This is a genomic window from Streptomyces sp. NPDC101234 (assembly GCF_044767525.1).
Taxonomy (GTDB): Bacteria; Actinomycetota; Actinomycetes; order Streptomycetales; family Streptomycetaceae; genus Streptomyces; species Streptomyces sasae.
In genome coordinates, this window is sequence record NZ_JBIWOA010000006.1 from 371,845 (window position 1) to 384,403 (window position 12,559).

Below are 12,559 nucleotides of genomic sequence, written 5' to 3' on the forward strand. Positions count from 1 at the left end.
GATGAGCGACGAGTCACGTCCCTCCCAGCCCTGGGCGCCTGCCCGACCCGCCACGCCGAGCTATCCCGTCGTATCGGCCAGGACGCTTCACCCCCCGGTCGCCACCGGCTGGCGTGCCCTTGGCACGCCCCGACGCGAGGCGAAGGACCTGCCCCGGCTCGATGCCCACCAGGTGGCCGTGTACCGGACGCGTGGAGCCCTGGTCGAGGACCACGGCGGCCTCGACCTGCGCTCGGAGACCGCGGTCTCCGCGACCTCGGTGACCGTCGTGGACAAGCGGCGGAACGTCCCGGTCGAGGCCATGGTGACCGTCCCGGCGGCCGACTCCACGGACTTCGCCGTACGCGCCCGTTTCCTGTGCACGGTCGTCGACGCGGTCACCCTGGTGCGCGAGGGACACGCCGACGCCGCCGCCGCCCTCGCCGCCTATCTGCAGGCCTGCCACGGACTGGCTGAGCAGTGCCTGGGCCACGACACCTCCTCCCGGATCGCCGAGGCGCGCAGGCAGGTGGCCGCCCGGGTCACCGCCTTCTCGGTCGCCGAGCCGCCCCGGCTGCCCGGGATGACGGCCGAGCTGGTGGGCGTGGAGCTGCTCACGCCCACCCAGCTGCGCGAGTTCCACCAGAAGCTCGATGAACTGGACCGGCGCCGCAAGCAGGACGAGGTCGAGCAGGCGGTCGCCCATGAACGCAACGTCCGCGAACGGGAGCACCAGCAGCAGTTGGAGCTCATGACCAAGCAGCACCAGGAGGAACTGGCACGGCGCGAGCAGGAGGCCACGATACGGCTCGACGAGCAGCGGCAGGCGTACGAGCGCGAGCAGGAGGCACTCGACGACGCCCGGGCGGAGCGGATGGGCTGGCGCGAGGCCCTGATGAGTGCTTTCAGGCGCAAGGAGCTGACCGCCGAACAACTGGCGGACCGGCTCAGCGAGGCCGAACGCGAGGTGCGGGAGGCGGAGGAGCGCCGGGACGAGAAGGAATGGGCCCTGCTGGAGAAGATCTCCGAAGTCCGGCGCGAAGAACTGAAGCGCGAGATCGAACGGTCCGACCGGCGCCTTGAGGTGCAGCGGCTGGAGAAGGTGCGGGAGCTGGAGGCCCGGCGCGACGAACGCCTGAAGCAGAGCAAGGAGCAGCGGGACGACCTGCTGCGGCACGAGGGCCAGCAGCGGGAGGACCTGCTGCGCAAGGAGCGCGAGAAGCGGATCCGCGCCGACCGCGAACAGGAGATGTACTTCGAGCTCTACAAGAAGCTCATCCAGGAGGGGCACACCGCCACCACCCCCATCGACATGCCGGCCCTGCTCGAACGGATCATCGCCAAGGGCAGCCAGGAGCCCGGTTCGGACGATCCCGGCCAGCAGTTGGAGTCGGGCGGCGTCACCGGCTCCCTGGTCGCCGGGGAGCCGGGCCCGGACTCCGCCACCGGGACCGGCGGCGCCCGGTCGGGCGGCGCCGAGGACGTGGTGGCCGAGGAGACCAAGGACGACGCCCCGTACGGCGGGGACGCGGGACACGACACATACGACATCGGCGAGGTGGGCAGGGAAGAAAATGGCTACTGAACTACGCATGCCCTCGGCCCGCACGGGGTCCGTCACCACCGATCAGGACCCCACCGCCCCCGCCGCCCCCGCCGGCCCCGGGCTGGGACGCTTCCTGCGCGGGCAGATCGGCGTGCACGAACCGATCCTGGACCGGGCTCCGGCCGAGCGCGCCATCTACAGCCGCTACGGCGCGATCGTGCTGGCCACGGCCCTCATCGGCGGGGTCTCCGTGTGCTTTGCCCTCACCGCCCTGCTCGACAGGCCGTCGGTCTGGGCGCTGCTGTCGGCGGGGGCGACCTGGAGCTTGTTCGTCTACCTCATCGACAGCTGGCTGGTCTCCGGCACCCACGGCAAGGTGACGGGACGCAGGCGCCTGGCCCTGCTGCCCCGCTTTCTGCTCTCGCTCCTGCTGGGACTGGCCATCGCGGAGCCCCTGCTGTTCACGGTGTTCGCCCCCGAGATAGACAAGTATCTGGCCGGCGACCGCGAACAGGCCGTGCAGGTCTACTACCGGAACCTGCTGCGCTGCAATCCGACCGACGGCTCCTCCACCGAGGCCCGGCCCGACTGTGCGGACTTCCAGCTGGGCCTGCCCGGCTCACCGGCCGCGCTCGGCCGGCAGATCACCGACGTCAAGGAGCAACTGGCCACCCTCAACACCCACATCGGCGAGGTCGACCGGCAGCAGAACAAGCTGGACACCACGTCCGACAACCTGTGCAGCAGGAAGAACTACATATTCGTCAAAGGCGTACGCGACATCACCCAGCAATGCCGGATCGCCCGCGCCGACGCCGACAGCTACCGGAAGGGCAACAACGTCGGCCAGGAGCGGAGGAAGGCCACGGCCCTGCGTAACCAGGTCGGCAGACTGACGAGCAGCATGAAGGCGGCCACGGACGAGTACCACGACAAAGTGGTCGCCGCGGCGCGGACCAAGCGCGCCGCCAAGGAGGCGGAGCTGCGCTCCACCGGTCTGCTCGACCGCGCGGAAGCCCTCTGGGCGGTCATGACCAGCGCCTTCTACCCGTTCTTCTTCGCGATCCTGCTGCATCTGTTGCTGCTGGTCATGGACTCGCTTCCGGTCCTGGCGAAGCTGATGGGTGGCGTGACCCGCTACGACCGGTTGCTGCACCACCACATGGAGAGCGTCGAGCGCCGGTACGAGACGCAGTTGCGCTCGGTCGAGGACCGGCATCGCAGGCGGCTGGAACACGGGCTGGCCATCCCGAGGATCGCGGAGACGGAGGCCCGGGAAGCGGCCGAACACCGCCTCGCCCAGGCCCGCGCCCGTCGCGAGTCGGAGCGCCGCGCCCTGATCGACCAGCTGTCCAAAGACCTGCTGAGCGACCAGTAGGACGTCACGAAGGCACGCCCGATCCCGGCGCCGGCCCCACCATGAGGATGTGCTGGCGTGCCGACTCCGGGCGGAGTTGCCCGCAATCCCCCTCCCCATCTGACGCTGCGTCAGCTACACCGGATCCATGACAGACGACGCGACGCACACAGAGGGAACCCGCAGCCACACCTATGCGGAACTGGCCGCAGTCGGCCCCTACGGGGCCGACCTCGGCCACGCCCTGATCACGATGGTCGAGCCGCACCCCGGCCGCGAACGCCAGTACAACCGCTGGTACGAGGACGACCACTTCATCGCCGGCGCGATGGCCATGCCGTGGATGTACGCGGGACGACGCTGGGTTGCCACCCGGGACCTGCAGCTCCTGCGCTACCCCCAAGCCTCTGCCATCGCGCAGCCGGTGACGGCGGGATGCTACATATCCGTCTACTGGATGACCGCGGGCCGCTACGCCGATCACATGCAGTGGACCGTCGGCATCAACAAGCGCCTCAACCGGGACCACCGGGTCTTCCAGGACCGTACGCACGTCTTCACGGCCTTCCAGGAACACACGGCGACCGTCTACCGCGACGGCGGCGACGGCCCGCGCGACATCCACGCCCTCGACCACCCCTACGCCGGGCTCGTCGTCCAGGTCGTCGAGGCCGACTCCCCCGACAGTCGCGAGCAGTTGCTCGCGTGGCTGCGCGACGAGCACCTTCCGAAACGGCTGGCGGGTTCGCCCGCGGCGATGGCGACCGTCTTCACGCCGACGCCGCTGCCCCTGGACCGGATGACCTACGTCAAACAGGTCGAGGGGGTCCAGACCCGGTTGACCCTGCTGTGGTTCCTCGACGGCGACCCCCGTGACCACTGGCGGGAGCACTTCGCGGACCTGGACACGGCGGTCGCGGCCTCCGGGCGGGGAGACGTGCAGTTCGTCGCGCCGTTCATACCGACGGTGCCCGGGACGGACCGCTACGTGGACGAGCTGCGGTGAGCCGTCGGCGATGTCCGCACGGTTCCCCTTTCCGACGGCCGCGCCTACTCTGACGCTCCGTCAGAACAACTGTCACACCAGGGAGGTGGAGCGCGATGTCGCTGCTCGCGGGCAAGACGGTCGTCGTCTCGGGGGTCGGCGCCGGGCTCGGGCACCAGGTCGCGGCGGCGGTCGTACGGGACGGCGGGAACGCCGTGCTGGGCGCGCGGACCGAGGCGAACCTCGCCAAGAGCGCCGCCGGGATCGACCCGGAGGGCGGCCGGACCGCGTACCGGGCCACCGACATCACCGACGAGGGGCAGTGCGAGGCGCTGGCGGGGCTGGCGCGGGAGCGGTTCGGGGGGATCGACGCGGTCGTGCATGTGGCCGCCTGGGACTCCTACTTCGGCGGGGTCGAGGACGCGGACTTCGCGACCTGGGCGTCGGTGATCGACGTGAACCTGCTGGGCACGCTGCGGATGACCCGGGCCTGCCTGCCCGCGATGAAGGAGAACGGCGGCTCGGTCGTCTTCATCGGCACCCAGTCCGCCGTCGCCGCGCCCTCGCAGGTGCGGCAGGCCGCGTACGCCGCCTCGAAGGGGGCGCTGACCAGCGCGATGTACTCGCTGGCCCGGGAACTGGGGCCGCACCGGATCCGGGTCAACACCGTGCTGCCGGGCTGGATGTGGGGACCGCCGGTGCAGGCGTACGTGCAGTTCACGGCGCACACGGAGGGCGTGCCGGAGGACGAGGTGCTGGGTCGGCTGACCGGGCGGATGGCGCTCCCGGACCTGGCGACGGACGGGGACGTCGCGGACGCGGCGGTGTTCCTGGCGTCGGACCGGGCGCGGGCCATCACGGGCCAGTCGCTGCTGGTCAACGCGGGGGAGCTGATGCACTGAGGCACTGTTTCCAGCCAATCCATCAGTTCATATATGTAAATCAAGGTCAGTAATTCGAACGATTTTACTTCGCCTTGACCTTACGCCCGCTTGTCGTGCCCTCGTAAACGAACCCACGATGAGCGGGCACTTCGCGGCCTTCCCCGTCCTCGCTCCGCTTATGCGAAGTGCCAGCCAGCTGAGCGGAGTTCACAAGGCGGACCCTGGAAAGGGGGGCGCATGAACGGGCTCGACTGGGCCGTGCTCATCGGCTACTTCGGTGTGATGGTCGCGATCGGCGTCTGGTCGCACAAACAAGTGGGCAACGTCAGCGACTTCTTCACTGCCGGCGGCAAGATGCCCTGGTGGCTCTCCGGCATCTCGCACCACATGTCCGGCTACAGCGCGGTCCTGTTCACGGGGTACGCGGGCATCGCCTACACCTACGGCGTGACGTCGTTCGTCACCTGGTCCTTCCCGATCGCGCTCGGCGTCGCGATCGGCTCCAAGCTGTTCGCCCCGCGCATCAACCGCCTGCGCTCCCGCCTCCATGTGGCGTCCCCGCTCGAATACCTGAAGAACCGCTACGACCTGAAGACCCAGCAGGCCCTCGCCTGGTCCGGCATGCTGCTGAAGATCGTGGACGTGGCCGCGAAGTGGGCGGCGATCGCCACCCTCCTGTCCGTCTTCACCGGCGTCACCCTGAACCAGGGCATCCTCATCACCGGCGCGATCACCGCCGTCTACTGCACGATCGGCGGCCTGTGGGCGGACGCACTGACCGAACTGGGCCAGTTCGTCATCCAGTTGCTGGCCGGCATCTCGATGTTCGTCGCCGTCGTCCTGAAGCTGAACGACAAGGGCATCGGCTTCTTCGACGCCTGGAACCAGCCCGCCCTGCACGGCCACGGCAAGGGGCTGACCGGCCCGTACGGCACCGTCTTCCTGCTCGCCTTCCTCTTCATCAAGCTCTTCGAGTACAACGGCGGCATGCTCAACCAGGCCCAGCGCTACATGGCGACGGGCAGCCCGAAGGAGGCCGAGCGCGGCGCCCGCCTCTCCGCGGCCCTCTGGCTGGTCTGGCCGGTGGTCCTCTTCTTCCCCATGTGGATGTCCCCCCTCCTGGTCCACGCCCAGAAGCCGGACGGCTCCGACTCCTACGGCCTGATGACCGAACAGCTGCTCCCGCACGGCCTGTTGGGCCTCGTCATCGTCGGCTTCTTCTCGCACACGATGGCCATGTGCTCCTCCGACGCCAACGCGATCGCCGCGGTCTTCACCCGGGACGCGGCACCGGTGCTCTCCCGCCGGGCCCGCGAGTGGAACCAGCGCACCGCCCTGATCGCCGCCCGCGTCACCACGGTCGTCTTCCTCGGCCTGTCCATGACGGTGGCCACCCAGGTCAACTCCCCCACCTTCAAGGACATCATCACGGTGGTCATCAAGTGGGTGGCCGGTCTGATGGGCCCGATCGCGATCCCGATGATGCTGGGCCTGCTCCGCCCGTTCCGCCGCTCCGGCCCGACGGCGGCGCTGGTCAGCTGGTCCATGGGCCTGCTGGCGTTCTGGCTGGTCAACTACCCGATCAACTGGAACGTGAGCGGCGGGGTCCCGCTCCAGTACCAGGTCTCGATCCCGCTGGCCGTCTCCCTGGTCCTCTACATCCTCATCGGCTACCTGAAGCCGGAGGACACCCCGGAACGCCTGGCGATCATCGAGACGGTCAACACGGACGGCGACAGCACGGCGGCGGTCCCGGTACCGGCACAGGCCCCGGCGGGCACACCGGTTCAGGACTGACCGAAGCGTTCAGCCGTTCGATCCACCATCGTGATTAATCAGCACATATCACTGGTGCGTCGAGATGGTTTCGGTACGGCGATTCCTTACCGTGGCGTGCGCCACGCAGGGCCCGGCTCCCCTGCCCGTCCTGCCCATGTAAGGACCACGAAAGGAGCGGGCGTGAAAGCTTGCTTCGGGGTGAAACGAAAAGCGGCGCTCGGGGCCACGGCGCTGCTCGCGATCGCCGCCTCGGCCGTCCCGGCGTCGGCCTCCGTCGCCGGTGACGGCAGGTGGGGAATCTCCGACCACTGGGGTGTCATCACCCGCAACACGATCGGCTCTCCCGTCGCCGCCCTGCGGACCGGCCCGTTCGGCTCGTTCGGCGTGGTGGGCCCCACGGCGAGACCGCCCTTCGGGCGCGGCAGCCTGGGCATCGAGGTGGCGGACAAGTCCACCTCCCTCACCCCGCCCAGTGAGGCCGTCCACTTCGGCAACGAGGTCGACTTCTTCGGTGCCCCGGTGCTGGGACTGAGCCAGGTCGGTTTCCGCGTCTTCCAGACCGGCGAGAACGTCTCGTACGGTGGCACCAGGAACCTGCCGAACATCAGGTTCGAGATCAATCCGAACCTCACCGCGCTCCCCTCCACCACCTACTCCTCGATGGTGTGGAACCCGCCCGCTCTCCCCACGTCGGAACTGAACCAGTGGAGTCCCTACCTGGACGCCACCACGACCGGCTCGTGGTTCCTCACGGGCGCCGCGGGAAGCTCGACCGGCTGCAACCTGACCACGCAGTGCACCTTCCAGCAACTGCTGGCCGCGCTCAACGACGGCGGCGCGCAGCCGGTGATCTACAGCGCCGGGGTGAGCAAGGGCCGCGACTACATGTGGATCGGGGCCGTCGACGGCCTGCGGATCAACAACACCGTCTACGACTTCGAGCCCAACGTGGTCAGAGCTCGTCGCGTCTTCTGAGCGTGCGCAGGGCACCCGGCGGAGGGGAACCGCTCAGCCGCTCCGCGGGTAACGCATCAGCCACCCCGGGGCCGCGCCCGCCGGGTTGTGCAGGGCCGGCCCCTGGGTCATCTCCATCGCGAAGTCGTCGGCCAGCTCCAGGATCGTGGGACGGCCCTCCAGCTCGGCCACCCAGGCCGGCGGGAGGGCCGTCTCGCCGTGCAGGGCGCCGAGGAGCCCGCCGGTGAGGGCTCCGGCGACGGCGGAGGGGCCGGCCTGGTTCACGGCCAGGCACAGCCCGTGCCGTACGTCTTCGCCGACGAGCGCGCAGTAGACGGCGGCGGCGAGCATCCCGTCCGCGGCCCCGTCCCCGGCCAGCTCCTCGACCCGGGCCGGGGAGGGCATGCCCTGCCGTACGGCGCCGAGCGCATGCTGCAGCGCGTCCGAGACGGGCTGGTGTCCCGGCCGGGCGGCGAGCAGCGCCAGGGCCCGTTGCACCGCCCCGTCGAGGGAGTCCCCTCTCGCCAGCGCATGCACGATCGCCGCGTACGCACCGGCCGACAGACAGGCCGTCGGATGCCCGTGCGTCTGCGCCGCACACTCCACCGCCAGCTGTACGACGAGCTGCGGCTCCCACCCCACGAGCAGCCCGAACGGCGCGGAGCGGGCGACGGCCTCCGGCCCCATGTCGTCCGGGTTCTTCGGCGACTCCAGGGTCCCCATGGTCTCGTCCCCGAGCCCGAGCAGCAGCGACCGCGTGGGATCCCGCCTCGCGTACAGCCACTCCTCCCGGGCCAGCCACCCGTCCTCCTTCCGCCGCTCGTCGGGCCCCCAGTCCCGCTGGGTGGCCGCCCACCGCAGATAGGCCCGGTGCAGGTCGGTGGGCGGATGCCAGGCTCCCGTGTCCCTCCTCACCTGAGCTCTTATCAACCCGTCCACGGTGAAGAGGGTGAGCTGCGTGTGATGGGTCACGGTCCCGCGCCGCCCGTACCCGAACCCGAGGTCGACCAGCCCCTCCGGCCCATACGCCCCCCGGACCTCCTCCAGCGTCAGCCCGTCGACCGGACCGCCCAACGCGTCCCCGACGGCGGCCCCGAGCAGCGTGCCCCGCACCCTGCCCCGGAAGTCCTGCTGCTCCGCACGACCCCAGACGGCGCCGGATGTCGCACCCACCATGACCTCCTCACGGGCACCGTCCGTACGTACGACAGCTCAGCACTGTAATCGACCGGGAACGGTCCGTTCAGGGTGCAGTTAGGTATGCGAAGTGTGGGTTGTGTGGTCCCTAGTGGGCAGCTTTCGGCCAGATAAGGGGAGGTCGGGCATGAAGCGAGGGGCCGGCCCTACCGACCCCGGCTTCCGCTTCGGCCGCCTCCCAGATGGCCCGGATCTCCGCGATGGCCGCCGCCGGCTCCTGCTCGCCCGCATCCACGACGCGCTCCAGTTCGCGCAGGCGGGCGGCGCGTTCCGGGTACCGCTCGATCGCCACGAACACGGCCCAGGAGTGGACGAAGACTCGCAGGGGCGCAAGGCTCTGGGTCTGCTGCGCATTCGTCGTGGCCTCGAAGAGGTGCTGGGTCAGCGCCGGGAGCCGAGCGGGCGCGAGGCGTTCGACCGCTGTGCGCAGAGCCGCCGGTGTGAGGTCCGGCATGGGGGCCGGCGGTTCTGACGAGTCGGCCGTCACGCCTTGGGCAGGAAGCCGCGATCCCGCAGTTCCCGGAGGGCGGCGACGATCTCGAACTCGCTGTCTCCGAGCTGCCGCGCCAGCGCCGGGACGCTCCTGGGAGCGCCCTCGGGCAGTCGCTCGGCCAGCGCCTTGATGCCGACCGGGGCCCCCTCGGGCAGCGACTGGATGTAACTCCCGATGCCCCTCGCGGTGGACGACAACTCCGGGTGCTGGAGCAGTTCGTTGCTGATCACAGTGAAGTTGCCGTCGAGGCGTTCCTTCACGTGGGTGACACCGGAGTGGGAATGCCGGGTCTCGGCGGGCGCGGGCGCGCTAGGCTGCCGGGCAGTCATGGGGAAGGCTCTTTCTCTTCCTCGATGATCAGGCCCTCGCAGTGGGATGGCAGTCCCCGCGAGGGCCGAAGCACGCGTGGGCTTGTTGCGGCAGACGCTGCCGCACAACTGCCCCTCCGCGCCAGTTGAGTTCGGCATATTCACTCCGGCGAGTGATCGACGGGGACGGCAGGGCAGGGTTCGGTTCTTTCCCCGGTTCTTTGGTTTTTGGCGTCGGGAACGACCGGGTCATGGGTCCTCGCGACCCGGTCCCCCCAGCTCCGCCCATACGACCTTGCACCCGGCCGGGGCCGAGTCCACGCCCCAACGGTCCGCGTACGCCGCGACGATCAGCAGACCTCGCCCCGATTCCGCGTCGGCGGTCGCCGGGTCGCGGACGTACGGGACGCGGTCGCCCCGGGCGTCGGTCACCTCGATACGGAGGGCTCCACCCGGGTGCAGCCGTAGCCCCAGCCGGAAGTCCCGTCCCACGACGCGTCCGTGCAGTACGGCGTTGGACGCCAGCTCGGCCACGACCTGCGTCGCCGACTCGTGCGACAGCCCCCAGTCGTCCAGTTGGCGTTCCGTGAGCAACCGCGCCAGTCGGGCACCTCTTCGGGTCGCGGACAGCTGGACCGTGAAGTGGTGCGTGAGGGATTTCTGGGTCATGTCACCCAGCGTGGCGACCTCTCCCTACCCTGAAAAGTGATGGACCCGGCACAGAGCGTGACTGTCCGGGCATCGGTCGGGGCGGTACGGGTCGTACGTCGGAGGGAGCAGGTGTGGAGGACGAGGAGGCCGAGGCCGTACTCAGGGCGGTCGGACGGCAGATCAAGGTGTGGCGGGACGCGGCCGGGCTGCGGCAGGCGGAACTCGGGGCGGCCATCGGCTACAGCGAGGAGATGGTCTCGGCCGTGGAGCGGGGGCGGCGGATCCCCAAGCCGGACTTCCTGGAGAAGGCCGACGAGGTGCTCGGGGCGGCCGGAAAGCTCGCGTCGATGAAGGAGGACGTGGAGAGGGCTCGGTATCCGAAGAAGGTTCGGGATCTGGCGCGTCTGGAGGGCGAAGCCGTGGAACTCGGGGCCTACGCCAACCACAACATGCACGGTCTGCTGCAGACACCGGAGTACGCACGGGCATTGTTCGCCATGCGGCGGCCCTCGTTCCCCGAGGAGGAGATCGAACGCCAGGTTGCTGCGCGCATCGCACGGCAGAGCGTCTTCGAGCGTGTACCCCTGCCGGAGCTCACCTTCGTCCTGGAAGAGGTGACGCTGCGGCGACCTATCGGGGGCAGAATGGTGCTGCGGCAACAACTCGAACGCCTGTTGGAGATCGGTAAGTTGAGGCATGTCGCGATCCAGGTGATGCCCACGGACCGTGAGGACCACGCGGGTATGGGAGGCTCGCTCCAACTGGTGAAGCTCCCGGACGGCAAGACACTTGGGCACTCGGAGGCCCAGCTACACAGTCGCATGATCAGTGATCCGCGGGAAGTTCAGATCCTGGAAATGCGCTATGGAATGATCCGGGCGCAGGCGCTCACGCCCCGGGAGTCGCTGGCGTTCATCGACAAGGTGCTGGGAGAGAAGACATGACGCCCATCGCGCTGAACTGGTTCAAGAGCAGCTACAGCAGCAACGACGGCCCCGAGTGCGTCGAGGTGGCCATATCCCCCGCCACCCCCACCGTCCACGTGCGTGACTCCAAGGACAAGGACAGAGGCGGGCTCGCCTTCGCCGACGCCTCGTGGGCCGGGTTCGTGCGGGGGATCTCCCGTCCGTGACCGACGACCTGGAAGTGAGTGCTCTGGCGATCAATGTCACGATCCCGCAGGCCCTCCGCTGGACGGACACCCGACGCGGTGAGGCGTTCACGCTGACCACGCTCAACATCCGGCTTCTCCCGGACGGTCACCTCGCCGTGAAGGCCTACGGCCGGCCCGTCGCCGGCGGCCGGGGCGCATACGTCTCCTTCCCGGTCCCCGACAGACCCGAACTCGCGGCCCTGGTCACCGACGCGGCCGGCCGTGCCGGGGAGTTGTGGGCCGCCCATCGCGGCCTCGGCTGAACCCGGGACTCAGGTCTCCACGAGCTCCCGGCGGATCCAGTCGGTGTCGGGATCCGCCACGACGGCTCGGCGCAGATCCTCGCGCATGCCCGGCAGGTCGCCCAGTTGCAGGGCGAGGGCACGGTCGAGGTCGGCGACGCGGCGGGCGAGGGCCCAGTACGCGGAACTGTTCCCGGACGTCCGGCTCGTGATCCGGCCGGGAGCCGGACACTACCCGTGGCTGGACGACGCCGACGGCTTTGCGCGGACCGTCACGGCGTTCCTGGGCCTGTCCGGCGGATGACGGCGGATGATGCCGGACAGGCCCGTGGTCGCGGGAGGGCTCAGCGCTTGAGCGTGAAGGTGAAGTCGTCGGAGAGCCTGCCGCTCAGCCGGGCCGCCGAGACGAGCTTCCCCTCCGTGATCAGTCGCTCGACCTGGGCCCGCGAAAGACCGCAACCGTCAGCGATCAGTCGTACCGGCCGGACGGGGATCGGCGCCGCGAAGTGGACCGAGACGTCGATCACCTCGTGGTCCAGGTGATCCGATCCGCCGGTGTCGAGGCGCCAGGCGTCGTCCCAGTCGAGGGCGATGCGGTTGCGGCGCCGCAGGAGCGGATCCTGGAGCAACTCGGCTGCCAGGCCTGGGTCGTTGTCGTGCATCCGGTCCAGCAGTTCGGGCCGTACGGAGCGGACGTTCATCCGCTCCAGGACCGTGAGCTTCGCCGTGTCCCCGCAGGCGGTGCAGAGCACGAGGAGCCAGGCGTCGAGGAGCTTGTGGTGTGCGTTGACACGGAACTTGCCGTTCGCCCGGAAGCGCTCGGACGCGCACGCGTGGCAGCGACGGAGAACGGTCGGCAGGCAGGTGGGCATGACCACCCAGCTATTGAGCACAGAAGTACACCGGTTTCAGTGAGAAATCCGCAGCAAAAAGGAGCGCGGCGCATATGCGCGACGCGCGACAGATCAGCTCTCGGGAGGTCTCACACGGTGTACAACGGCACGTCCTTGCCTGGACGACTTGGCTGGGCA

The 12,559-nt window shown here is 69.5% G+C and carries 14 protein-coding genes; 9 read left to right on the top strand and 5 right to left on the bottom strand.

Annotated features, from left to right (window positions below):
* The first annotated feature begins 1 nt into the window (after window position 1).
* The 6 genes from ACIRR9_RS14405 to ACIRR9_RS14430 all read left to right on the top strand — a co-directional run bounded on the left by ACIRR9_RS14405 (window position 2) and on the right by ACIRR9_RS14430 (window position 7,505).
* Window positions 2–1,564, top strand: coding sequence for a hypothetical protein (locus ACIRR9_RS14405; protein ID WP_403751061.1), 1,563 nt, complete (start codon window positions 2–4; stop codon window positions 1,562–1,564).
* On the top strand, window positions 1,554–2,903 hold the full coding sequence (locus tag ACIRR9_RS14410; protein WP_403751063.1) for a DUF4407 domain-containing protein: 1,350 nt from the start codon (window positions 1,554–1,556) through the stop codon (window positions 2,901–2,903). The genes ACIRR9_RS14405 and ACIRR9_RS14410 overlap by 11 nt, the downstream gene beginning before the upstream one ends.
* Window positions 2,904–3,030: 127 nt before the next feature.
* Window positions 3,031–3,888, top strand: a complete 858-nt coding sequence (locus tag ACIRR9_RS14415; protein WP_403751065.1) for a hypothetical protein — start codon at window positions 3,031–3,033, stop codon at window positions 3,886–3,888.
* A gap of 95 nt (window positions 3,889–3,983) precedes the next feature.
* Window positions 3,984–4,769 carry an SDR family oxidoreductase gene (locus tag ACIRR9_RS14420; protein ID WP_403751067.1) on the top strand — a complete coding sequence of 262 codons (786 nt, stop codon included), beginning with the start codon at window positions 3,984–3,986 and terminating at the stop codon, window positions 4,767–4,769.
* A 219-nt stretch (window positions 4,770–4,988) separates the two neighbouring features.
* Complete coding sequence (locus ACIRR9_RS14425) at window positions 4,989–6,548, top strand: sodium:solute symporter family protein (RefSeq protein ID WP_403751069.1); 1,560 nt, start codon at window positions 4,989–4,991, stop codon at window positions 6,546–6,548.
* 162 nt (window positions 6,549–6,710) lie between these two features.
* A complete protein-coding gene (locus ACIRR9_RS14430) occupies window positions 6,711–7,505 on the top strand; it encodes a hypothetical protein (protein ID WP_403751071.1) in 795 nt (264 codons plus the stop codon).
* A 33-nt stretch (window positions 7,506–7,538) separates the two neighbouring features.
* Here the strand turns inward: ACIRR9_RS14430 and ACIRR9_RS14435 are convergent, their stop codons facing one another.
* From ACIRR9_RS14435 to ACIRR9_RS14450, 4 genes are all read right to left on the bottom strand, one after another.
* Window positions 7,539–8,657, bottom strand: coding sequence for an ADP-ribosylglycohydrolase family protein (locus tag ACIRR9_RS14435; RefSeq protein WP_403751186.1), 1,119 nt, complete (start codon window positions 8,655–8,657; stop codon window positions 7,539–7,541).
* Between the two features lie 112 nt (window positions 8,658–8,769).
* Window positions 8,770–9,135: a hypothetical protein gene (locus ACIRR9_RS14440; RefSeq protein WP_403751073.1), complete on the bottom strand. Its 366-nt coding sequence runs from the start codon at window positions 9,133–9,135 to the stop codon at window positions 8,770–8,772.
* Window positions 9,136–9,164: 29 nt separating this feature from the next.
* Complete coding sequence (locus tag ACIRR9_RS14445; RefSeq protein WP_403751075.1) at window positions 9,165–9,503, bottom strand: hypothetical protein; 339 nt, start codon at window positions 9,501–9,503, stop codon at window positions 9,165–9,167.
* 228 nt (window positions 9,504–9,731) lie between these two features.
* Window positions 9,732–10,151 carry an ATP-binding protein gene (locus ACIRR9_RS14450; RefSeq protein ID WP_403751077.1) on the bottom strand — a complete coding sequence of 140 codons (420 nt, stop codon included), beginning with the start codon at window positions 10,149–10,151 and terminating at the stop codon, window positions 9,732–9,734.
* A gap of 113 nt (window positions 10,152–10,264) precedes the next feature.
* Here ACIRR9_RS14450 and ACIRR9_RS14455 point away from each other — a divergent pair, with 113 nt between their 5' ends.
* Genes ACIRR9_RS14455 through ACIRR9_RS14465 form a run of 3 tightly spaced genes read left to right on the top strand, consistent with a single transcriptional unit; the run spans window position 10,265 to window position 11,549 of the window.
* On the top strand, window positions 10,265–11,077 hold the full coding sequence (locus ACIRR9_RS14455) for a helix-turn-helix transcriptional regulator (protein WP_403751079.1): 813 nt from the start codon (window positions 10,265–10,267) through the stop codon (window positions 11,075–11,077).
* Window positions 11,074–11,265 carry a DUF397 domain-containing protein gene (locus ACIRR9_RS14460; protein ID WP_403751081.1) on the top strand — a complete coding sequence of 64 codons (192 nt, stop codon included), beginning with the start codon at window positions 11,074–11,076 and terminating at the stop codon, window positions 11,263–11,265. The genes ACIRR9_RS14455 and ACIRR9_RS14460 overlap by 4 nt, the downstream gene beginning before the upstream one ends.
* Window positions 11,262–11,549 carry a hypothetical protein gene (locus tag ACIRR9_RS14465; protein WP_403751083.1) on the top strand — a complete coding sequence of 96 codons (288 nt, stop codon included), beginning with the start codon at window positions 11,262–11,264 and terminating at the stop codon, window positions 11,547–11,549. The genes ACIRR9_RS14460 and ACIRR9_RS14465 overlap by 4 nt, the downstream gene beginning before the upstream one ends.
* A gap of 323 nt (window positions 11,550–11,872) precedes the next feature.
* Here ACIRR9_RS14465 and ACIRR9_RS14470 read toward each other — a convergent pair whose 3' ends face one another.
* On the bottom strand, window positions 11,873–12,421 hold the full coding sequence (locus ACIRR9_RS14470; protein ID WP_403751085.1) for a DUF1062 domain-containing protein: 549 nt from the start codon (window positions 12,419–12,421) through the stop codon (window positions 11,873–11,875).
* Window positions 12,422–12,559: the final 138 nt, after the last annotated feature.

Bases quoted from the DNA above. Each gene is read 5' to 3' on its own strand.
- ACIRR9_RS14405 (WP_403751061.1), top strand. From the start codon at position 2: ATGAGCGACGAGTCACGTCCCTCCCAGCCCTGGGCGCCTGCCCGACCC.
- ACIRR9_RS14410 (WP_403751063.1), top strand. From the start codon at position 1,554: ATGGCTACTGAACTACGCATGCCCTCGGCCCGCACGGGGTCCGTCACC.
- ACIRR9_RS14415 (WP_403751065.1), top strand. From the start codon at position 3,031: ATGACAGACGACGCGACGCACACAGAGGGAACCCGCAGCCACACCTAT.
- ACIRR9_RS14420 (WP_403751067.1), top strand. From the start codon at position 3,984: ATGTCGCTGCTCGCGGGCAAGACGGTCGTCGTCTCGGGGGTCGGCGCC.
- ACIRR9_RS14425 (WP_403751069.1), top strand. From the start codon at position 4,989: ATGAACGGGCTCGACTGGGCCGTGCTCATCGGCTACTTCGGTGTGATG.
- ACIRR9_RS14440 (WP_403751073.1), bottom strand. From the start codon at position 9,135: ATGCCGGACCTCACACCGGCGGCTCTGCGCACAGCGGTCGAACGCCTC.
- ACIRR9_RS14445 (WP_403751075.1), bottom strand. From the start codon at position 9,503: ATGACTGCCCGGCAGCCTAGCGCGCCCGCGCCCGCCGAGACCCGGCAT.
- ACIRR9_RS14450 (WP_403751077.1), bottom strand. From the start codon at position 10,151: ATGACCCAGAAATCCCTCACGCACCACTTCACGGTCCAGCTGTCCGCG.
- ACIRR9_RS14460 (WP_403751081.1), top strand. From the start codon at position 11,074: ATGACGCCCATCGCGCTGAACTGGTTCAAGAGCAGCTACAGCAGCAAC.